We start from the raw sequence: 19380 nt of genomic DNA, 5'->3' as shown, positions 1-19380 counted from the left end.
CCCGCCGCGCGAGCCGCGCCGAACGGGAGATCCGCGCGAGGGCGCCCCGGAGCCTACCGCCCCGCCCTCCGTGACCGGGCGCACCGACCCGCGAGCCGGATCGAGATCGTCCTGACACTCCCGGTTCGCCGGGTCCGCGCCCGCGCTGGTTCGCCATGACGCATCCTTGTACCCGCGATGGATTCCTCAGATCCGACCGGTAACAGCCAGCGGCCCGGCCACGACGACCGACGGCCGGAGCCCTCCGGTGCGCGCGCGCCGGAGGACGCGGAGCGGCCCGGTCCTCCCGAGCGGGAGACCACGACGCCGGGCGCGCCGACGCGGCGCGGACCGTTCCAGCTGGTCTGGCGGACGATCTACAAGGCCTGGTGGGACAACATCTTCTCCGAGTCGGCGGCGGCCGCGTTCTGGCAGACGCTGTCGATGCCGCCGCTGCTGCTCGGGCTGCTGGGCAGCCTGGGCTTCCTCGGGGAGTGGTTCGGCCCGGTCGTGGTGGACTCCGTGCACGACAAGATCATTTCTGGGGCGCGCACCGTGTTCAGCGCGAACGTGGTGGACCAGATCATCGGGCCGACGGTCGAGGACATCCTCACCAAGGGCCGCACCGAGATCGTGTCGGTGGGTTTCCTGCTGTCGCTGTGGGCGGGTTCCTCCGCCCTGGCCTCGCTGGTCGATTCGATCACCCTCGCCTACGACCAGTACACCGTGCGCCACAGCGTGTGGCAGCGGATCTTCGCGCTGCTGCTGTACCTGGCCGGACTGGTGCTGGCCGTCGTCGGGCTGCCGGTGATCGCGCTGGGGCCGGAATGGCTGCCGACGGTGTTCCCACCGCAGATGCAGGACGACGTGGCCTGGCTGGTGCGGGCCTTCTACTTCCCGGCGACCGGGCTGCTGCTGGTGCTGGCCCTGGCCACGCTCTACAAGGTGGCGCTGCCGCGGAAGCTGCCCTGGCACCGGGGCGTCCCGGGCGCGCTGGTGGCGATGCTCGTGTTCCTGTGCTCCAGCGTCGGGTTGCGCTGGTACATCACCTGGGTGACCGGCACCGGGTACACCTACGGCGCGCTGGCCACCCCGATCGCGTTCCTGCTGTTCGCGTTCTTCATCGGCCTGGCGATCATCATCGGGGCGCAGTTCAACAACGCCCTGCAGGAGCTGTGGCCCGCGAAGATGACCCGCAAGGAGCGGCGGAAGTGGCGCCGGCTGGAGATGCGGCGCGCCGAGCAGCGGATCCGCACCGAAGAGGGCTACCGGTCGTGGCGCGGGCAGGGCGACTCGGCGCGTGCCGACACCGTCCACCTCAGGGAGGACGTCACCATCGCGCTCGCGCAGGAGCCGCCCGATTCGCGGCCCGCGGACGGGTGACCCGCCCGCGCGGCCACCGAACCGGACTCAGTCGTCGCCGCCGGGCGGCAGGCCCTCGAAGACCTTCTTGCAGTCCGGGCACACCGGCGAGCCGGGCTTCGCCGACTTCGTCACCGGGAACACCTCGCCGCACAGCGCCACCACGTAGGTACCCATGACCGCGCTCTCAGCGATCTTGTCCTTCTGCACGTAGTGGAAGACCTCGGGGCGGTCGTCCGTGGTCTGTTCCGTGTTCTCCGGCCGGACATCGGTCTCCGGAAGCGTCATCGTGCTCATGCCCCCATGATGCCGCACGCGGCGGGGCGCACGCCGCTCACCTGGGACCGGGCGTCAGGAATCGATGACGCGGTGCTCGCGGGACTCCAGCTCGCGCCCCCGCTGGCGGAAGCGGTGCACCTTCTCGCGCTTGCGCGGCGGCCGGTCGTTGGCGATGAGCACCGCCATCCACGGCAGCGGGATCGAGATCGCGACGATGATCAGGGCCAGCCACCAGATCTGGTAGCAGGCCGCGCCCGCGATCAGGCACGGGATGCGCAGCGACATCATGATCGCGTACTTTCGGCGCCGCTGCGCCTGCTCGTCGTCGTAGGACGGCTGCGCCTCGGTGATCAGCACCGGGGTGTCGTCGCCGTGTCGGGTACTGCTCACGACACCACCTCCACTCCCCATCGTCCCACCCGCGAAGCGGGCGGGACACCCTGGGAGGCGGGAATCAACCCGGGCGTCACGCGGTGGCGACGAGCCGGACTCCCGGCACCGATAGGTTCGGGACGCGGCTGGAGCGCGGAAACGGGAGGCTCGATGTTCTACATGCTCACCAAGCGGGTCATCGGTCCGGTGGCGCGGGCGGTGTACCGGCCGGAGGTCAGCGGCGCCGAGCAGGTTCCCGCCGAGGGGCCGGTGATCTTCGCGGTGAACCACCTCTCGGTGGCCGACAGCTTCGTCGTGCCGCTCGTCGTCCCGCGTCCGGTGGCGTTCCTGGCCAAGGCCGAGTACTTCGGCGGTCGCGGGCTCAAGGCCCGGCTCGTCGGAGCCGCCTTCGGCGCGCTCGGCGCGATCCCGGTGCAGCGCGGTCGCGGCCGGGCGGCGCGGGAGGCGCTGGAGGCCGCCGAGCGGGTCCTCGCCGAGGGCGGCGCGTTCGGCATCCACCCGGAGGGAACCCGCTCCCCCGACGGACGCCTCTACCGGGGCCGCACCGGAGTCGCCCGGCTGGCGCTGAGCGGGCGGGCCACCGTGGTGCCGGTGGCGCTGAGCGGCACGGACCGGCTGCTGCCGAAGGGCGCGCGGTTCCCCCGGCTCACCCGGGTCTCGGTCCGGTTCGGGGAGCCGCTCGACTTCTCCCGCTACCAGGGCATGGAGGCCTCGCTGCCGGTGCTGCGGTCGATCACCGACGAGATCATGTACGCCATCTCGGAGCTCTCCGACCAGGAGTACGTCGACCGCTACCAGTCGCCCTCCGCCGAAGCCGCCTGACCGCTCACCGCTGCTTGGCGGCGGCCTTCTGCTGCTTCTTCCAGGCGCGAACCTCGTCGAGGGAGCGCTGGTCGACCACGTCGGCGATGGAGCGGCGGGTGTCCGGGTCGCCGTAGGCGCCCGCCGCCTCGCGCCAGCCCTCCGGCCGCACGCCGAGCTGCTTGCCGAGCAGCGCCAGGAAGATCCGGGCCTTCTGGTCGCCGTACCCGGGCAGGGCCTTGAGGCGCCGGAGCACTTCCCGGCCGTCCGGGTCGCCCCCGGTCCAGATCGCCTCGGCCGCCCCGTCGTAGTGCTCGACGACGTGCTGAGCGAGCGCGTGCACCCGCTTGCCCATCGACCCGCCGTAGCGGTGGATCGCCGGCTTCCGCACGCAGAGCTCGACGAACTCCTCCAGGTCCGATTCGGCGATCCTCGCGACGCTGAAGCCGTTCATCCGCTCGGCGATCTTCTTCGGCCCGGCGAACGCGACCTCCATCGCGATCTGCTGATCGAGCAGCATCCCGCTGAGCAGCGCGAACGGGTCGTCGGACAGCAGCTGGTCCGCCTCGGCGTCGCCGGTGAGGTGGAGCGTCTTCGGCATGGGCCCCATCCTGGCACGCCCGGGAGCCCGGCAGCCCTTCGACGGCGGGTGGGCGGGTGCTCCGCGGGGCGGCTGCCGGGTGGGGCCGCGGCCGCGCCGCCCGGGGCGGGCGCCGGATCGGGCCTCGCGGCCCGGCTCCGCCGCGCAGCCGACCTCGGCCGGAGCGGTGCCCGGGGGGTCGTGTGAGGATCGAGGGCGTGATCCCGGATCTTTCAGCTGATCGTCTCGACCGTCTCCGCGCCGCCTTCCTGGAGGTCGGCTACGACGCCGACGGCGTCGTGGACCTGCTCGGGCCGCAGGCCCACGGTGCGCTGGGGCGGGGTGAGCCGGTCCCCGCCCTGCGCGCGACCCGGGACGGCGGCGCGCTCGGCACCCTGGTGCGGCTGTTCCTGCTCGGCGAGTCCGAACCCGCCGCCGAGGTCGAGGCCGCGCTGCGACCGCTGCCGGTCGACGAAGCCGTCGCCGGCGGGGTGCTCGCCGCGGACGGGGAGCGGCTGCGCGCCGGGCTGGACATCCGTCCGCACAGCGCCGGGGCGGACTCCTGGTGGGTCGTCTCCGACCTCGACGCCGACCTCCGGCCGGAGGGTTGGGCGACGAGCACCGACCACGTGCTCGGGGTGGGGCACGCCTCGCTGAGCCTGGTGCGGGCCACCTCGCGGCGGCAGGTCGGCTCGGTGCTCGACGTGGGCACCGGCTGCGGCGTGCAGGCCTTGCACGCCAGCACGCACGCGCAGCGGGTCACCGCGACCGACGTGTCCCGGCGCGCGCTGGCGCTGGCGGCGGCCACCTTCCGGCTCAACCGCGTCGACGTCGAGCTCGCCGAGGGCGAGTGGTTCGAGCCGGTGCGCGGACGCCGGTTCGACCAGGTGGTGTGCAACCCGCCGTTCGTGGTGGGTCCGCCGCGCACCGACTACGTGTACCGGGACTCCGGGCTGGCCGGGGACGACGCGAGCGCGCTGGTGGTGCGCCAGCTGCCGTCCTTCCTCGCCGAGGGAGGCACCGGGCAGCTGCTGGCGTCCTGGTTGCACCGCGCGGGCGAGGACTGGCAGGACCGGGTCGCGCGCTGGTTGCCGCCGGGCGGGGTGGACGCCTGGTTCGCCCAGCGCGACGTCGCCGATCCCGCGCTCTACGTGGGGACCTGGCTGCGCGACGCCGGGTTCGAGCCGGGCTCGCCCGCGGGACGCCGCAAGGCCGAGGAGTGGCTGCGGTGGTTCGAGGAGAACGACGTCGAGGGGGTCGGCTTCGGCTTCGTCACGCTGCGCCGCACGGAGGCCGAGCGCGGGGAGGTCGTCTGCGAGGACCTGCGGCAGGCGTTCGACGATCCGCTGGGGCCGGAGAGCGACGCCTGGCTGCGCCGGGTGGACTGGCTGCGCGAGCACGGCTCCGCCGAGGCCCTGCTGGGCTCCCGGCTGGTCACCGCGTCCTCCACGGTGCTGGAGGAGGTCGCCGCGCGAGGCGACGAGGGCTGGGAGCGGTTCGTGCACCGGTTGCACCGCACCGACGGGCCCGGCTGGCAGCACGAGATCGACGAGCTCGGCGTCCGGCTGCTGGCGGGCTGCCAGGGCGCGCTGCCGGTGCGCGAACTCGTGGAGCTGCTCGCGCTCGGTGCCGGAGAGGACGCCGAGGAGCTCTCCCGCGCCGCCGTGCCGATGCTGCGCGAACTCGTGCGGCACGGAATGGTGCTCCCGGCGGAATGGGAGGACGGCGAGTAATGCGCGCAGTGGTCAGCCGCGTCACCGAGGCCTCGGTGCGGGTCGCCGGGGAGACCGTGGGCAAGATCGAGGAACCGGGTCTGCTGGTGCTATTGGGCGTGACCCATTCCGACGGATCCGATCAGGCCGCGAATATGGCGCGCAAACTGCACGAGATCCGCGCGTTGCGCGATGAGGCGTCCTGCGCGGGCACCGGCGCACCGCTGCTGGTCGTGAGCCAGTTCACCCTCTACGGCTCCACGCGCAAGGGTCGCCGGCCCTCGTGGGGCGAGGCGGCCCGGCCTGAGCAGGCCGAACCGCTCGTGGACGAGGTGGTGCGGGTGCTGCGGGAACGGGGCGCGCGGGTGGCCACCGGCCGCTTCGGCGCGATGATGGAAGTGGCCAGCACCAACGACGGGCCATTCACGTTGTTGATCGACGTGTGAAAGCGGCGCGGGTTCTCAGCAGATCCTCAGACTTCGCGGCGCAACGGATGTGACGGCCGCGACGTCTTCTGGTGGAGCAGTTCGGGAACGAATTCGAGGTCGTGTTCGTTTTGCAGGTATCCAAGCTTCGACAGCCCGGTCCGCACCCGGTGGGTTCACACGCCCGACGGACGGCCCCGAGCTTCGGCGCAGGTGTCGCCCGACAGCGAACACGCACCACTCCTACCCGACCCGCACGAACCAGACAGCACAACCGTCACATCCGGACGGCGTGGCATTCGGCCCGCAACACCGAGCGTACGCGTCCTCCACGGTGCCAGTCCGCGCCATGGGAACGCCCCGCAAGCCAGTCCGTCAGGGAGGGAGCTCAATGACCGTCCCGCAGACCTACACCACGACCGCCACCGATGCCGACCTCGACAACCAGGGCCCCTCGGCCGACTTGGTGCGGGTCTACCTCAACGGCATCGGGCGGACCGCGCTGCTGACCGCGCAGGAGGAGGTCGACCTCGCCAAGCGGATCGAGGCGGGCGTCTTCGCGAAGCACGTGCTGGAGACGGACGGCTCGCTCTCCGCCGAGCGGCGCGCCGACCTGCGGGCCGTGGTGCGCGACGGCCGGCTGGCCAAGAATCACCTGATGGAGGCCAACCTGCGGCTGGTGGTCAGCCTCGCCAAGCGCTACACCGGACGCGGGATGCCGCTGCTGGACCTGATCCAGGAGGGCAACCTCGGCCTGATCCGCGCGGTCGAGAAGTTCGACTACACCAAGGGCTTCAAGTTCTCCACGTACGCGACCTGGTGGATCCGGCAGGCCATCACCCGCGGCATGGCGGACCAGTCCCGCACCATCCGGCTGCCCGTGCACCTGGTGGAGCAGGTGAACAAGCTGGCCCGGATCAAGCGCGACCTGCACCAGAAGCTGGGCCGGGAGGCCACCGACGAGGAGCTGGCCGAGGAGAGCGGTCTCACCCCCGCGAAGGTCGGCGACCTTCTCGACCACTCCCGCGACCCGGTGAGCCTGGACATGCCGGTGGGCGCCGAGGAGGACGCGCCGCTGGGCGACTTCATCGAGGACGCCGAGTCGGCCGACGCGGAGAACGCGGTCATCTCCGGTTTCCTGCAGGACGACCTGCGCCGGGTGCTGAGCACCTTGGAGGAGCGGGAGCAGTCGGTGATCCGGATGCGCTACGGGCTCGACGACGGCCAGCCGCGCACCCTCGACCAGATCGGGAAGGCCTTCGGGCTCTCCCGGGAGCGGGTCCGCCAGATCGAGCGGGAGGTCATGTCCAAGCTGCGGCAGGGCGACCGCGCCGACCGGCTGCGCGCTTACGCCAGCTGACGGTTTCGCTCAACGACCACGCGCGCCCGGCCGAGCGGTCGGCCGGACGCCACCCCAGGGGAGGTCGGACCCGCCCACGACGGCAGGTCCGGCCTCTCGCCCGTTGCGGCTTGGGGCGTCAGCTCGTCACGAACTTCGCCCGCCAGCGGTCGATCTCCTCGTCGGTGACCCCGTGGGCGCGCAGCCATCCGGCGGCGGCCTGCTCGTGCTCGGCGAAGCTGGCCAGCACGCCCTCGATGGCCTCCACCGGGGTGGAGATCAGGTGCCGCACGTCCTCCTCGCTCACCCCCGGCGGCAGCGCGGGCGCCAGCTCCAGCCGCTGCAGCACCCGGAACATGTTGCGGTCGGTGCGCACGTAGTCGGCGGTGATCGTGTCCTCCCGGACCCCGGCCGCGCTCAGCAGCATCGCCGAGACCACCCCGGTGCGGTCCTTGCCCGCCGCGCAGTGCACCAGCACCGGCCCCTGCGCCTCCAGCGCGAGCCGGAACACCCGCACCAGCTTCGCCGCCGCATCGCGGAGCGCCAGCTGGTAGAGCACCGGCAGCGGGTGGGTCACCTCGGTCGAGTGGATGCCCGCGAGCAGTTCGATCTGGTGCACCTCGGCCACCCCCGCCAGCGGGTGCTCGGTGCCGTTGAGCTCGGTCGCGTCCCGCAGGTCCAGCACCAGCGCGGGCGGCCAGGCGACGTCCTCCGGGTCCCGGTCCCCGGGCTGCGGAGCGTCGCTGCGCAGCACGACCCCCTCCCGGGTCGTGCCGGGCCCGGCGGGCAGGCCGCCGAGATCACGCAGGTTGACCAGCCCCGCGAGGGCCTCGGAGGTCGGATCCGTGGTGGACAAGGGCATCTCCCATCCCGTTGGTGTCGACCTCCAGCTTCCCAGGTGCGTTCCGGTCTCCGACAGACCTGCTCCCCCTGCCGAGGCGGTGCGTTAACGTCACGGCATTCCCGAACGCGCAAAGGAGCGGCGTCGTGACCACCACGTTCGACTACACCGAGGTGCTTCCGCTCGGTCCGGACGACACCGACTACCGGTTGCTCACCACCGAGGGCATCCGCACCGTCGAGGCGGCCGGGCGCCGCTTCCTCGAAGTGGAGCCCGCCACCCTGACCGCGCTGGCCAGCGCCGCGATCAAGGACATCCAGCACTTGCTGCGCTCCTCGCACCTGGCTCAGCTGCGCGCCATCGTCGACGATCCCGAGGCCAGCGCGAACGACCGCTTCGTGGCCACCGACCTGCTGCGCAACGCCTGCGTGTCGGCGGGCGGGGTGCTGCCCATGTGCCAGGACACCGGCACCGCGATCGTGATCGGGAAGCGCACCGAGTCGGTGCTCACCGGCGGGGAGGACGAGCGGCGGCTGGCCCGGGGCGTGTTCGACGCCTACCAGGACCTGAACCTGCGTTACTCGCAGATGGCTCCGCTGAACTTCTGGGAGGAGCGCAACACCGGCAGCAACCTGCCCGCGCAGATCGAGCTGTACTCCAAGGCGGGGACCGACCCGCACTACGAGTTCCTGTTCATGGCCAAGGGCGGCGGCAGCGCGAACAAGACCTTCCTCTACCAGGAGACGAAGGCGCTGCTGAACCCCACGCGGCTCGCCCGGTTCCTGGAGGAGAAGCTGCGCTCGCTGGGCACCGCGGCCTGCCCGCCGTACCACCTGGCGATCGTCGTGGGCGGCACCTCCGCCGAGCACAACCTCAAGGTCGCCAAGCTCGCCTCCGCCCGCTACCTCGACGAGCTGCCCCGCGAGGGTTCATCCGCCGGGCACGCGCTGCGGGACGTGGAGCTGGAGGCGCAGGTCCTGGAGATGACCCGCCAGTTCGGCATCGGCGCGCAGTTCGGTGGCAAGTACTTCTGCCACGACGTGCGGGTGATCCGGTTGCCGCGGCACGGCGCCTCGCTGCCGGTGGGCGTGGCGGTGTCTTGCTCGGCGGACCGCCAGGCCAAGGCGAAGATCACTCCGGGAGGGGTGTTCCTGGAGCAGCTCGAACGCGACCCGGCGCGCTACCTCCCGGAGGTGGGCGACGAGCAGCTGTCCGAGGACGTGGTGCGCATCGACCTGAACCGGCCGATGGCCGAGATCCGCGCCGAGCTCTCGAAGCTGCCGGTGAAGACCAGGGTGTCGTTGACCGGACCGCTGGTGGTGGCCCGCGACATCGCGCACGCCAAGATCGCGGAGCGGTTGGACGCGGGCGAACCGATGCCGCAGTACCTGCGAGACCACCCGGTGTACTACGCGGGACCGGCGAAGACGCCGGAGGGCTACGCGTCGGGTTCGTTCGGGCCGACCACCGCGGGACGGATGGACTCCTACGTGGAGCAGTTCCAGGCCGCGGGCGGATCGCTGGTGATGCTGGCCAAGGGCAACCGCTCGGCGAAGGTCACCGCCTCCTGCGCGGAGCACGGCGGGTTCTACCTCGGTTCCATCGGCGGCCCGGCGGCGCGGCTGGCGCAGGACTGCATCCGCGCGGTCGAGGTGCTGGAGTACCCGGAGCTGGGCATGGAAGCGGTGTGGAAGATCGAGGTCGAGGACTTCCCGGCGTTCGTCGTGGTCGACGACAAGGGTGGCGACTTCTTCGCCGAGGCCACCACCCCCACCCTGCAGATCTCGTTCAACCGCTGAGCCCCGAGCCCGGGCCGGTGCGCGGCGCGGCCGGCGGTGCGGGACACCGCCGGCCGCGGCCCACCACTGGCGCGGGAACGCACGTTCTCCCGCAGGAGCCCCACCTCCTGCGGGAGAAGTGCCTGCGAGGCGAAGGTCACCGCATCAACGCGGAGGAACCTTCACATCGCGCTCTTCGAGCACGACGGTGCGCTGGTCCAGCGGCGCGTCCAGCTGGACGGCGACCGGCGGGTAGCGCAGATCCATCGTGCAGATCCCCGGCGGTTCCGGGGTCTCGTTGACCAGCACGACCTTCACCTGCTGGGCGTCCTGCTCGGCGACTTCGGCGTGGACCTTGCTGCAGCCGCCTTCCTGCCCGTTGGTGACGACCACGGAGCCGCCGTCCTGGGTCCACACGCGAGGCGTCTTCCCGGACTGCTCCGCGGCCTTGATCAGATCATCGGGGACGGGGGTGCGTTCTTGTTCCGGCTTCGGCTGCACCGGCGCGGCCGGCGCAGGGGCGGGCGGCTGCCCGCCGAATCCGACGTCTTCTTGCTGTCCGGCGCAGGCGGTGACAGCGAGGAGCATCATGCCCGCGCCCACTGTGGTGTGTAGGCGTTTCATGCCCAGAAGACGGAGGCCGTTCGCCGTCGGGTTGCGCGAAGTTCGGATCTTTTGGTCCCGCTCGGCGGAACTCGTCGAATTCAACCCGGAATTCGCTGTTCACGGGCGTCCACCGGGAACACGTGGTCTCGGCACCCGCCGGAACCGGCGGCGCGGATCAGGCGCGTCCGGCCTCCGCGACCGGCTCGTCGCGGCCGGAGGCGGCCCGGGCCCACTCCGCGATCCAGCCGACGAGCACGCCGCTGGTGTGCACCCACGCGAAGTGCCCCAGCTTCGCCGCACCCGCGATCTCGCACGAGTAGTGCCGCCGGGTGCGCGTCGCGGCGGCGGCCTTGCCCGCGAGGTGGTCCACCGAGGACGCGGGGGCGAACTCGTCGTCGTCGAGGCTGACCGCGAGCAGCGGTACGTTCAGCCGCCGCAGCGCGGTCTCGTAGTCGAGGTCCGAACCGTCGAGGCGGTACCGGCCGGTGCGGCCCTGCCGCGCCCAGTCGAGCATCACCCCCGCGGGCTGACGGCCGCCGAAGCCGAACCGCTGCCCCGGCCAGTAGCCGAACACCCGGCTCAGCAGCGCGACCGCGTGGGAGGCCAGCAGGATCTTCGGGCTCTCCAGGCCGGGGAAGCTGCGAAACCACACCGAGCCCGAGGCCAGCAGCGCCACGCCGCGCACCCGGCCGGGACGCGCGGCGGCGAACAGCAGGCTGATCTGCCCGCCGAGGCTGTGCCCGAGCAGGAAGCGCGGCGCGCCCGGGAACTCGCGCTCGACCAGGTCCACCACGGCCGCGGCGTCGTCGACGAGGTCCTGGTAGCCGAAGCGGACCCGGCGGCTCGGCCGCGGGGTCGCGGCTCCTTGGCCCCGGGTGTCGACGCTGACCACGGCGAGACCGGCCTCGTGCAGCTCGCGCAGGAAGGGCGCGTAGAAGGTGGCCGGGACGCCCATCGCGGGCAGCACGATCATGACCGGCGCCGCGGGGTCCTCGACGCGGGCCGCTCGCACGCTGAGGCGGTGTTCGCCCGCGGACACCACGCCGAGCTCGGTCAACGTCAGGTCGGACATCCGGGCGCTCCCCTCCCACGAGTCGCACCAGAATATCGATACTTCCCAGTATCGGAGAAGGTGCCCCGGGTCAGCGCAGCCGCCGGGGCCCGGTGTCCGGGGTGACCGCCGAGGGGCGCACGCTCACCCGCGCTCCGGTGACCCGCACCCCGCTCGGCGAGGCCAGGACCGGTTGCAGCGTCAGCTCCCGCACCTCGGGCAGGTCCTCCACCAGCGTCGCGACCCGCAGCACCAGGTCCTCCAGCGCCGCCAGATCCGCAGGCTCGTCCCCGCGGTAGCCCGCCAGCAGCGGGGCGGCCCGCGGCGAGCGGACCAGCGCGGCCACGTCCACGTCGGTCATCGGCACCGCGCGGTACGCCTTGTCCCCGAGCAGCTCGCTGGCCACTCCGGACAGTCCGAACGAGACCAGCGTGCCGAAGGAGGGGTCGTCCATCAGGTCGATCACGCAGGAATGGCCGCGCCCGGCCATCCGCTGCACGTAGACGTCGTCCATCCCGGACACCCGGCGCAGGTCGCCGTACGCGGCGCGCACCGCGTCGGCGTTGATCAGGTCCAGCCGCACGCCCACCAGATCGGCGCGGTGGCGCAGCTGCTCGCTGGCCGACTTCAGCACCACCGGGAAGCCCAGCTCGGTCGCCGCGGCCACCGCCGCGTGCGCGTCCCGCGCCCGGCGGAACGGCACGAGCTCGATCCCGTAATGCCCCAGCAGCTCCACCACCTGCTCGTCGGCCAGCCGTGCCTCGCCGCTCACCAGCGCGGTTTCGACCAGCCGCCGCGCACGCTCCGGCGCGATGTCCTCGGGCCGCGTGAAATCGCCCTGCGGCGCGGCGCGCCAGCGGGCGTAGCGGGTCGCTCTGGCCAGTGCGAGCACCGCCCGCTCCGGGCTCGGGTAGGAAGGCACCGAGCCCCAGCCCGCCGACCCGTCCGGGCCGGGCACGGCCAGCTCGTCCGGAACGCCCTCGGCCGCGAGGAAGGTCGTCACCACCGGCTTCGTCGCCCCGGAACCCGCTTCGCGCAACGCCTCGCGCAGCGCGCGGGCGTAGGCCGTGCCGGGCACCGCGACCGGGGGCGCGAAAACGGTCACCAACGCGTCCACGTCCTCGCGCAGCGCCGCCTCGCGCACCGCGGCGGCGAACACCTCCGGCTCCGCCGAGGCGCCGACGTCGACGGGCTCTCCCGCCAGGCGCAGCCCCTGGGCCTGCGCGACATCGGAGGCGAGCATTCCCAGCGCGGAGGAGTTGCCGACGACGGCGACCCGCTCCCCCGCGGGCAGCGGTTGGTGCGCCAGCAGCAGGGCCGTGTCGAACATCTGCGCCACCGACTCCACCCGGATCACCCCCGCCTGCTCGAACAGCGCCTGCACGCTGTTCTCATCGACCTGGACCGAGGTCGCGGCCAGCCCGGGGCGCACCGCGTTGCGGCCGGACTTGACCACCACGATCGGCTTGGTGCGCGCCAGCCGACGGGCCAGCCGGGCGAACTTGCGGGGGTTGCCGAAGGACTCCAGGTACAGCAGCACCACGTCGGTGGCGGGATCGGTCTGCCAGTACTGCAGCAGGTCGTTGCCGGAGACGTCGGCGCGGTTGCCCGCCGAGACGAAGGTGGACAGCCCGAGCCCGCGCTCGGTGGCGGTCGCCAGGATCGCCACGCCCAGCGCACCGGACTGGCAGAAGAAGCCGGTGCGCCCGCTTCCCGGCAGCCTCGGGGCCAACGTCGCGTTGAGCCGGTACCCCGGGTCGGTGTTGACCACGCCCAGGGCGTTGGGTCCCACCACCCGCATCCCGTGCACCCGCGCGGCACGGACCATGCGTCGTTCGATCTCGCGGCCGTCGGGGCCGGACTCGCTGAACCCGGAGCTGACGATCACCAACGCCTTCACGCCCTTGGCCAGGCAGGCGTCCAGCACGGCATCGATCCCGGCCGCCGGGATCGCCACCACGGCGAGGTCCACGTCGTCGGGGATGTCCAGCACCGAGGGGTACGCGCGCACCCCGCGCACGGCGCGGTGCTCCGGGTTCACCGGGTACACCGGCCCCGCGAAGTCGGCGGTGAGGAGGTTGACCAGCACCGCATGCCCGATCTTGCGGTGGTCGGTGGAAGCTCCGATCACCGCGACCGCCCTCGGGTGCAGCAGGTTGTGCACGCTGCGCGCTTCGGCGGCCTGCTCCCGCGCGCGGGCGACGGCCAGCGACTCCTCGGTGGGGTCGATGTCGAACTCCAGGTGCACCACTCCCTCCTCCATCGCGCGCCGCACTTGGTACCCGGCGTCGCGGAACACGCGCACCATGGCCGAGTTCTCGGCCAGCACCTCCGCGACGAACCGCGCCAGCCCGCGTTCCCGGGCCGCGGCCGCCAGGTGCTCCAGCAGGATCGAGCCCAATCCGCGGCCCTGGTGCTGGTCCTGCACCACGAAGGCCACCTCGGCCGAGCCCGGGTCGTCGAGGCGGTCGAAGCGGCCGACCGCGACGATGTCGTCGCCCAGCAGCGCGACCAGCGCGACCCGGTCGTGGTGGTCGACGGTGCTGAACCGCTCCACGTCCCGCTGGGGCATCCGCGGGTAGGGGCCGAAGTAGCGGAAGTAGCGGGTGCGGTCGCTGAGCCTGCCGTGGAAGGAGACCAGCTGCTCGGCGTCGGCCGGGGTGATCGGGCGCAAGTGGACGGTGCCGCCGTCGGAGAGCACGACGTCGGCCTCCCAGCGGCGCGGGTAGGCGTCGTCGGGCCGGGCCGGCTCCGCCGCTCGCGGACAGGGCTCGGCCGCCGGATCCGGCGGGCTCGGCGTGAGCGGGGGCTCCGGTGTGGACGGTGGAGCGTGCGGCGGCTCCGGGGCCACCCCGTTTCCGGGCACGTCGCTGCCCGAACCGCCACCGGAGGCGCCACCGGTACCGTCCTCGGCCGGGCGGTCACCGCCGCGACCGCGCCGCTTCGCACCGCTCATCAACCAGCACCCCTTCAACCGCAACGGCATCTCGCGAGCCGGTCGGGCGGCGCACCCGGTGCGGTCGCGCGCGTGCCGCCGAGTTCAGTCCCGGACATCGGCCGGGTCCAGTCCGTGCAGCGGGAACAGCGCGTGCCGCGCGTCCCGGATCGCCGTGTCCACCGCGGACTCGGTCACACCGGTCCACGGTTCGAACACCGGGTCCTCCCCGTCGGTCAACGACGTCGGCAGCGGAACGTTCCCCGCCACCTCCAGCGCGTGCGCCAGCCAGTCCTGCGGCAGCGCCGTGCCCGGGTCCAGGTCCCGGTCCAGCGCGGTGGCGAGCAGGTGGGTCCAGCTGCGCGGCACCACGCGGTAGAGCGAGTAGCCCCCGCCGCCGAGCGCCACCCACCTGCCGCCCGCGCACCGCTGGGCCAGGTCCCGCAGGCTGCGGTAGACGGCGCGCTGCCCGTCCACCGACATCGACAGGTCGGCCAGCGGATCCTCCCGGTGCGCGTCGGCCCCGGCCTGGGTGACCAGCACCTGCGGCCGGAACTCCGCCAGCAGCGAGGGCACCACCGCGTGGAACGCCCGCAACCAGCCCGCGTCCCCCGTCCCCGGCGGCAGCGGCACGTTCACCGCCGTGCCCTCCGCGCCGGGGCCGCCCGTCTCGGTGCTGAACCCGGTTCCCGGCCACAGCGTGATCGGGTGCTGGTGCAACGAGACGGTCAGCACCCTCGGATCGTCGTAGAACGCGGTCTGCACCCCGTCGCCGTGGTGCACGTCCACGTCCACGTAGGCGATGCGCTCCACGCCGTTCGCGAGCATCCACGCGATCGCCACCGCGCAGTCGTTGTAGACGCAGAACCCGGCGGCCCGCTCCGGCATCGCGTGGTGCAGCCCGCCGGCGAGGTTGACCGCCCGGTCGACCTCGCCGGAGACCACCTGCTCGGCCGCCGCGATCGACGCCCCGGCGATGAGCGCCGAGGCCTCGTGCATGTCGTCGAAGATCGGGTTGTCGTCGGTCCCCAGACCGTGCCCCACCCCCCAGGCCGAGGTCGGGGCCGAACGCACCGCCGCGAGGTAGTCCGGGCGGTGGACCCGCAGCAGGTCCTCGTCCGAGGCCGGGCTCGGCCGCACCGGCACGACGCCGTCGAGGACACCGAGCGAGGCGGCGAGCCGCATCGTGAGGTCGAGCCGCACCGGGTGCAGCGGGTGCTCGCCGCCGAGGTCGTAGCCGAGCACCGACTCGTCCCACACCACCGCGCACTGGTTGCCCATGCGGGGGACGCTACCTGCCCTGTGTCCCCGCCCACAGTGTTCCGCCGCACACCCGCGGGCGCGCTCCAGCGCGGCGGCTGCCCCGATCAGGCCCCCGGCAGCGGTCCGGTGGCGGCCGGATTGGCGGGGTCCGCCGACCAGTGCGACCAGGACCCGGCGTAGAGCGCGGCCGGGTTGCCCGGCCCGCTCAGTCCCGCGTGCTCCAGTGCGAGGAGCGCCGAGCACGCGGTGATCCCCGACCCGCAGTAGGCCCCGACCGGGGCCGTCCCGTCCACGCCCAACGCCCGGAACCTCTCCGCGAGCTCCTCCGGGGAGCGCCAGGTCCCGTCCTCGGCGGTGTTGGCCGCGAACGGCGCGTTGAGCGCGCCGGGAACGTGCCCCGCCCGGGGATCGATCGGCTCGACCTCGCCCCGGTAGCGCTCGGGCGCCCGGGCGTCGAGCAGCCGCCCGGAGCGGGCCAGCCGGGCCGCTTCCTCCGCACCGATCACCGGCAGCGAGTCCGGCACGACCTGGAATCCGGAGGACACGACCTCGGGGACCTCGGTCGTGACCGGGCGCCCGCCCGCCGTCCAGGCCCGGTAACCGCCGTCGAGCACCCGGACCCGCTCGTGCCCGGCCCAGCGCAGCAGCCACCACGCCCGCGCCGCCGCCGAACCGTTGTCCGCGTCGTAAGCGACCACCTCCCGGTCCGCGGTGACCCCGGCCCGCTGGAAGGCGGACTCCAGGTCCGCGGCCGCGGGCAGCGGGTGCCGCCCAGCCGGGCCGGGCGGGGCCGCCAGCTCGGTGTCGAGGTCCACGAAGACCGCGCCCGGCAGGTGGTCGCGCTCGTAGTCCAGCCTTCCGGGTGGTCCCTGCAGGCTCCAGCGCACGTCGAGCAGCACCGGCGGGCGCGGCCCCGCGAGTTCCGCGGCGAGGTCATCCGCGCTGATCAGCGGGTTCATGCAACGGCCTCCTGCAAGACGGGGAGTTGGTCGGGCACACCCGGGACGAGCAGCGGAAACGGCTGCTCGGAGACCACTGACCAGTGGTGGTGAGCCGGGACTAGAATCGAATCGGGACAGCTACGGGGAGCCAGCGTGAACGATCTCATCGATACCACCGAGATGTACCTTCGCACCATCTACGACTTGGAGGAGGAGGGCGTCGTCCCGCTGCGCGCGAGGATCGCCGAACGCCTCGAGCAGAGCGGCCCCACCGTCAGTCAGACCGTGGCCCGGATGGAGCGCGACGGCCTGCTGACCGTCGCCGAGGACCGCCATCTGGAGCTCACCGTGGCAGGGCGCACCCGCGCCGTGCGCGTGATGCGCAAGCACCGGCTCGCCGAGCGACTGCTGGTCGACGTGATCGGTCTGGAGTGGGAGCACGTGCACGACGAGGCGTGCCGCTGGGAGCACGTGATGAGCGAGGCCGTGGAGCGCAAGCTCATCGCCCTGCTCGGCAACCCGGCCACGTCGCCGTACGGCAACCCGATCCCCGGCCTGGAAGAGCTCGGCGCCGACCCCCAGCCCCCGTCCACCGCCGAGTCCGAGCTGCAGCGCGTCGACGAGATCGCCCGCAAGGGCGGCGGCCGCGCCACGGTGTGCCGGATCGCGGAGCACGTGCAACTCGACCCCGAACTGATGAGCGAGCTCAAGGAGGTCGGGCTGATGCCCGACGAGGAGATCGAGATCGGCTCGGTCACCGGGGTGAACAAGCCGATCGAGGTCAACGGAACCAGGGGCGGCACGAAGCTCACCCCCGCCATCGCCCACGCCGTCCTGGTCACCCCCCGGTGAGCCCGGCCGACACCGCCGCCGAAGCGTTCGGCGGCGAACGAGGACGCGCCCCGGACGTCGTCTGGTCCGCCCCCGGCAGGGTGAACCTGATCGGCGAGCACACCGACTACAACGACGGCTTCGTGCTCCCGATCGCGTTGCCGCACCGCATCGCGGTGGCCGCCTCGCGTCGTGATGACGGACTGCTCACCGCGGCAACCCTCGGCGACGACGGCGTGCTGCACCGGACCGAGCTCGGCGCGATCGCCGAGCTGGCACCCGGCTCGATCCGCGGCTGGGGGGCGTACCCCGCCGGAGTCGCCTGGGCGCTGCGCGAGCAGGGCGTCGAGGTGACCGGTGCCGACCTGGTCATCGCGGGCGATGTCCCCGCGGGCGCCGGTCTCTCCTCCTCGCACGCGCTGGAGTGCGCGGTCGCGCTGGCGCTGCTCGACCTCGCGGGTCGGCCCGCGGACGGACCGGACGCGCCGCCGCTGGCCGACGTCGCGCGCTGGGTGCAGATCTCGGAGAACGACTTCGTCGGCGCCCCCACCGGGTTGCTGGACCAGACCGCCTCCCTGCGCTGCACCGAGTCGCACGCGCTGTTCTTCGACGTGCGCACCGGCGAGCTGGAGCAGATCCCGTTCGACACCGCCGCGGCGGACCTGGAACTGCTGGTGATCGACACCCAGGCGAAGCACTCGCACAGCGAGTCCGGGTACGGCGAGCGCCGCCAGGGCTGCGAGCACGCCGCCGAGCTGCTCGGGGTCAAGGCGCTGCGCGACATCTCGGTGGCGGACCTGGACGGCGCGCTGGCCGTTCTCCCGAACGAGCTGCGCCCGCTGGTGCGCCACGTGGTGACGGAGAACGAGCGGGTGATCTCCACGGTGTCCGAGCTGGACGCCGGGCAGCTCGCCTCGATCGGTCCGCTGCTGACCGCCTCGCACGTGAGCATGCGTGACGACTACCGGATCTCCTGCCTGGAACTGGACGTCGCGGTGGACGCCGCGCTGGAATCCGGGGCGCTCGGCGCCCGGATGACCGGTGGCGGTTTCGGCGGCTCGGCCATCGCGCTGGTGCGCGCGCGGGACCGCGAGTCGATCGGCCGGGCGGTGCTCGACGCGTTCGCCGAGCAGAAGCTCACCGCGCCGCGCCTGTTCACCGCGACCCCGGCGGCCGGGGCGGGCCGCGACCGATAACCTCGCCCGCCCGGCCCCGCCTCCCCGCGGTGCCGCCGAGTTCGACGTCTCAGGAAAGGCAGAACCTCCGTGAAGCTCCTCGTCACCGGTGGTGCGGGATACGTGGGCAGCGTGTGCGCGGCGCGGCTGCTCGAGAACGGCCACGAGGTCACCGTGGTCGACGACCTCTCGACCGGCCACGCCGACGCGGTACCGCCCGGCAGCACCTTCGTGCGGGCCGACATCGCCGAAGCGGCCGGTGACCTGCTCGCCGACGGCTACGACGGGGTACTGCACTTCGCGGCCAAGTCGCTGGTCGGCGAGTCCATGGAGGACCCGGCGAAGTACTGGCAGGGCAACGTGCTCACCTCGCTGCGCCTGCTGGAGGCGGTCCGCGAGCACGGCACGCCCCGGCTCGTGTTCTCCTCCACCGCCGCCACCTACGGCGAGCCCGACTCGGTGCCGATCCCGGAGGACGCCCCCACCCGGCCCACGAACACCTACGGCGCCACGAAGCTCGCCATCGACCACGCGATCAGCTCGTACGCCACCGCGCACGGGCTGGGCGCGGTGAGCCTGCGCTACTTCAACGTGGCCGGCGCGCACGGCGCGTTCGGTGAGCGGCACGCCGTGGAGACGCACCTGATCCCGATCGTGCTGCAGGTCGCGCTGGGACAGCGCGACCAGGTGCAGATGTACGGGGACGACTGGCCCACCGAGGACGGCACCTGCGTCCGCGACTACATCCACGTCACCGACCTCGCCGACGCGCACCTGCTGGCGCTGGAGAGCGCTCGGCCCGGCGAGCACCGGATCTACAACCTGGGCAACGGGACCGGATTCTCCGTGCAGCAGGTGATCGAGACCTGCCGCGAGGTGACGGGGCACCCGATCCCCGCGGCGGTCGCGCCGCGCCGCGCCGGTGATCCGGCGACGCTGGTGGCCGCCAGCGACCGGGCCCGCGCCGAGCTGTCGTGGCAGCCGCGGCTGGCCGACCTGTCGGTGATCGTGCGGGATGCCTGGGAGTTCACCCGGGCCCGTCAGGGCTGATCCCGGGCGGTGCCCGGCCGCGAGCCGGCCGGGCACCCT

Annotated in this window: 18 protein-coding genes; 9 read left to right on the top strand and 9 right to left on the bottom strand. The window is 72.9% G+C overall.

What is annotated here, in order from left to right:
- Positions 1-177: 177 nt before the first annotated feature.
- Positions 178-1362, top strand: a complete 1185-nt coding sequence (locus ACL03H_RS08540) for a YihY/virulence factor BrkB family protein (protein WP_412810572.1) — start codon at positions 178-180, stop codon at positions 1360-1362.
- A gap of 27 nt (positions 1363-1389) precedes the next feature.
- Here the strand turns inward: ACL03H_RS08540 and ACL03H_RS08535 are convergent, their stop codons facing one another.
- Both ACL03H_RS08535 and ACL03H_RS08530 read right to left on the bottom strand, forming a co-directional pair.
- Entirely contained in the window at positions 1390-1638 is a 249-nt protein-coding gene (locus ACL03H_RS08535) for a DUF3039 domain-containing protein (protein WP_412810571.1), read from the bottom strand.
- 54 nt (positions 1639-1692) lie between these two features.
- Positions 1693-2031 (bottom strand): DUF3099 domain-containing protein, encoded by a 339-nt coding sequence (locus ACL03H_RS08530; RefSeq protein ID WP_412810570.1) that lies wholly within the window; start codon positions 2029-2031, stop codon positions 1693-1695.
- Positions 2032-2163: 132 nt separating this feature from the next.
- Between ACL03H_RS08530 and ACL03H_RS08525 the strand changes: the two genes are divergently transcribed.
- The gene (locus ACL03H_RS08525) at positions 2164-2835 is read left to right on the top strand and encodes a lysophospholipid acyltransferase family protein (RefSeq protein WP_412810569.1); all 672 of its coding nucleotides are present in this window, start codon (positions 2164-2166) and stop codon (positions 2833-2835) included.
- A gap of 4 nt (positions 2836-2839) precedes the next feature.
- Here ACL03H_RS08525 and ACL03H_RS08520 read toward each other — a convergent pair whose 3' ends face one another.
- Positions 2840-3415 carry an HhH-GPD-type base excision DNA repair protein gene (locus ACL03H_RS08520; RefSeq protein ID WP_412810568.1) on the bottom strand — a complete coding sequence of 192 codons (576 nt, stop codon included), beginning with the start codon at positions 3413-3415 and terminating at the stop codon, positions 2840-2842.
- 197 nt (positions 3416-3612) lie between these two features.
- On the opposite strand from ACL03H_RS08520, the gene ACL03H_RS08515 reads away from it, so the two are divergent.
- The 3 genes from ACL03H_RS08515 (at position 3613) to ACL03H_RS08505 (ending at position 6891) form a co-directional block, all read left to right on the top strand.
- Entirely contained in the window at positions 3613-5127 is a 1515-nt protein-coding gene (locus tag ACL03H_RS08515; RefSeq protein WP_412810567.1) for a DUF7782 domain-containing protein, read from the top strand.
- Positions 5127-5552: a D-aminoacyl-tRNA deacylase gene (gene dtd, locus ACL03H_RS08510; RefSeq protein ID WP_412810566.1), complete on the top strand. Its 426-nt coding sequence runs from the start codon at positions 5127-5129 to the stop codon at positions 5550-5552. Before ACL03H_RS08515 ends, dtd begins: the two co-directional genes overlap by 1 nt.
- Before the next feature lie 370 nt (positions 5553-5922).
- The gene (locus ACL03H_RS08505; RefSeq protein WP_412810565.1) at positions 5923-6891 is read left to right on the top strand and encodes a sigma-70 family RNA polymerase sigma factor; all 969 of its coding nucleotides are present in this window, start codon (positions 5923-5925) and stop codon (positions 6889-6891) included.
- Positions 6892-7009: 118 nt separating this feature from the next.
- Here the strand turns inward: ACL03H_RS08505 and ACL03H_RS08500 are convergent, their stop codons facing one another.
- On the bottom strand, positions 7010-7726 hold the full coding sequence (locus tag ACL03H_RS08500; RefSeq protein ID WP_412810564.1) for a tyrosine-protein phosphatase: 717 nt from the start codon (positions 7724-7726) through the stop codon (positions 7010-7012).
- Between the two features lie 131 nt (positions 7727-7857).
- Here ACL03H_RS08500 and ACL03H_RS08495 point away from each other — a divergent pair, with 131 nt between their 5' ends.
- Positions 7858-9510 carry a fumarate hydratase gene (locus tag ACL03H_RS08495; protein WP_412810563.1) on the top strand — a complete coding sequence of 551 codons (1653 nt, stop codon included), beginning with the start codon at positions 7858-7860 and terminating at the stop codon, positions 9508-9510.
- 144 nt (positions 9511-9654) lie between these two features.
- Here the strand turns inward: ACL03H_RS08495 and ACL03H_RS08490 are convergent, their stop codons facing one another.
- From ACL03H_RS08490 to ACL03H_RS08470, 5 genes are all read right to left on the bottom strand, one after another.
- Positions 9655-10080, bottom strand: coding sequence for a hypothetical protein (locus ACL03H_RS08490; RefSeq protein WP_412810562.1), 426 nt, complete (start codon positions 10078-10080; stop codon positions 9655-9657).
- Between the two features lie 190 nt (positions 10081-10270).
- Entirely contained in the window at positions 10271-11167 is an 897-nt protein-coding gene (locus ACL03H_RS08485; protein WP_412810561.1) for an alpha/beta hydrolase family protein, read from the bottom strand.
- A 70-nt stretch (positions 11168-11237) separates the two neighbouring features.
- A complete protein-coding gene (locus ACL03H_RS08480) occupies positions 11238-14102 on the bottom strand; it encodes a bifunctional acetate--CoA ligase family protein/GNAT family N-acetyltransferase (RefSeq protein WP_412810560.1) in 2865 nt (954 codons plus the stop codon).
- Between the two features lie 84 nt (positions 14103-14186).
- Positions 14187-15362 carry an acetoin utilization protein AcuC gene (locus ACL03H_RS08475; protein ID WP_412810559.1) on the bottom strand — a complete coding sequence of 392 codons (1176 nt, stop codon included), beginning with the start codon at positions 15360-15362 and terminating at the stop codon, positions 14187-14189.
- Positions 15363-15448: 86 nt separating this feature from the next.
- Positions 15449-16303 (bottom strand): sulfurtransferase, encoded by an 855-nt coding sequence (locus ACL03H_RS08470; RefSeq protein WP_412810558.1) that lies wholly within the window; start codon positions 16301-16303, stop codon positions 15449-15451.
- Between the two features lie 135 nt (positions 16304-16438).
- Between ACL03H_RS08470 and ACL03H_RS08465 the strand changes: the two genes are divergently transcribed.
- The 3 genes from ACL03H_RS08465 to galE all read left to right on the top strand — a co-directional run bounded on the left by ACL03H_RS08465 (position 16439) and on the right by galE (position 19341).
- The gene (locus ACL03H_RS08465; protein WP_412810557.1) at positions 16439-17137 is read left to right on the top strand and encodes a metal-dependent transcriptional regulator; all 699 of its coding nucleotides are present in this window, start codon (positions 16439-16441) and stop codon (positions 17135-17137) included.
- Positions 17134-18312 (top strand): galactokinase, encoded by a 1179-nt coding sequence (gene galK / locus ACL03H_RS08460; protein ID WP_412810556.1) that lies wholly within the window; start codon positions 17134-17136, stop codon positions 18310-18312. Before ACL03H_RS08465 ends, galK begins: the two co-directional genes overlap by 4 nt.
- Before the next feature lie 69 nt (positions 18313-18381).
- The gene (gene galE / locus ACL03H_RS08455; protein ID WP_412810555.1) at positions 18382-19341 is read left to right on the top strand and encodes a UDP-glucose 4-epimerase GalE; all 960 of its coding nucleotides are present in this window, start codon (positions 18382-18384) and stop codon (positions 19339-19341) included.
- The last annotated feature ends 39 nt before the right edge of the window (positions 19342-19380 follow it).

The sequence above is a fragment of the Saccharopolyspora antibiotica genome (genome assembly GCF_047200635.1).
Classification (GTDB): Bacteria; Actinomycetota; Actinomycetes; order Mycobacteriales; family Pseudonocardiaceae; genus Saccharopolyspora_C.
Note: the sequence above shows the minus strand (reverse complement) of the source record. Positions and strands in the feature narration are given on the sequence as shown.

What these genes read in the sequence shown, in the direction of transcription:
- ACL03H_RS08485 (WP_412810561.1), bottom strand. Translation starts at nt 11,167, where the DNA reads ATGTCCGACCTGACGTTGACCGAGCTCGGCGTGGTGTCCGCGGGCGAA.
- ACL03H_RS08540 (WP_412810572.1), top strand. Translation starts at nt 178, where the DNA reads ATGGATTCCTCAGATCCGACCGGTAACAGCCAGCGGCCCGGCCACGAC.
- ACL03H_RS08520 (WP_412810568.1), bottom strand. Translation starts at nt 3,415, where the DNA reads ATGCCGAAGACGCTCCACCTCACCGGCGACGCCGAGGCGGACCAGCTG.
- ACL03H_RS08490 (WP_412810562.1), bottom strand. Translation starts at nt 10,080, where the DNA reads ATGATGCTCCTCGCTGTCACCGCCTGCGCCGGACAGCAAGAAGACGTC.
- dtd (WP_412810566.1), top strand. Translation starts at nt 5,127, where the DNA reads ATGCGCGCAGTGGTCAGCCGCGTCACCGAGGCCTCGGTGCGGGTCGCC.
- ACL03H_RS08505 (WP_412810565.1), top strand. Translation starts at nt 5,923, where the DNA reads ATGACCGTCCCGCAGACCTACACCACGACCGCCACCGATGCCGACCTC.
- ACL03H_RS08525 (WP_412810569.1), top strand. Translation starts at nt 2,164, where the DNA reads ATGTTCTACATGCTCACCAAGCGGGTCATCGGTCCGGTGGCGCGGGCG.
- ACL03H_RS08530 (WP_412810570.1), bottom strand. Translation starts at nt 2,031, where the DNA reads ATGGGGAGTGGAGGTGGTGTCGTGAGCAGTACCCGACACGGCGACGAC.
- ACL03H_RS08475 (WP_412810559.1), bottom strand. Translation starts at nt 15,362, where the DNA reads ATGGGCAACCAGTGCGCGGTGGTGTGGGACGAGTCGGTGCTCGGCTAC.
- ACL03H_RS08535 (WP_412810571.1), bottom strand. Translation starts at nt 1,638, where the DNA reads ATGAGCACGATGACGCTTCCGGAGACCGATGTCCGGCCGGAGAACACG.
- ACL03H_RS08480 (WP_412810560.1), bottom strand. Translation starts at nt 14,102, where the DNA reads ATGAGCGGTGCGAAGCGGCGCGGTCGCGGCGGTGACCGCCCGGCCGAG.
- ACL03H_RS08470 (WP_412810558.1), bottom strand. Translation starts at nt 16,303, where the DNA reads ATGAACCCGCTGATCAGCGCGGATGACCTCGCCGCGGAACTCGCGGGG.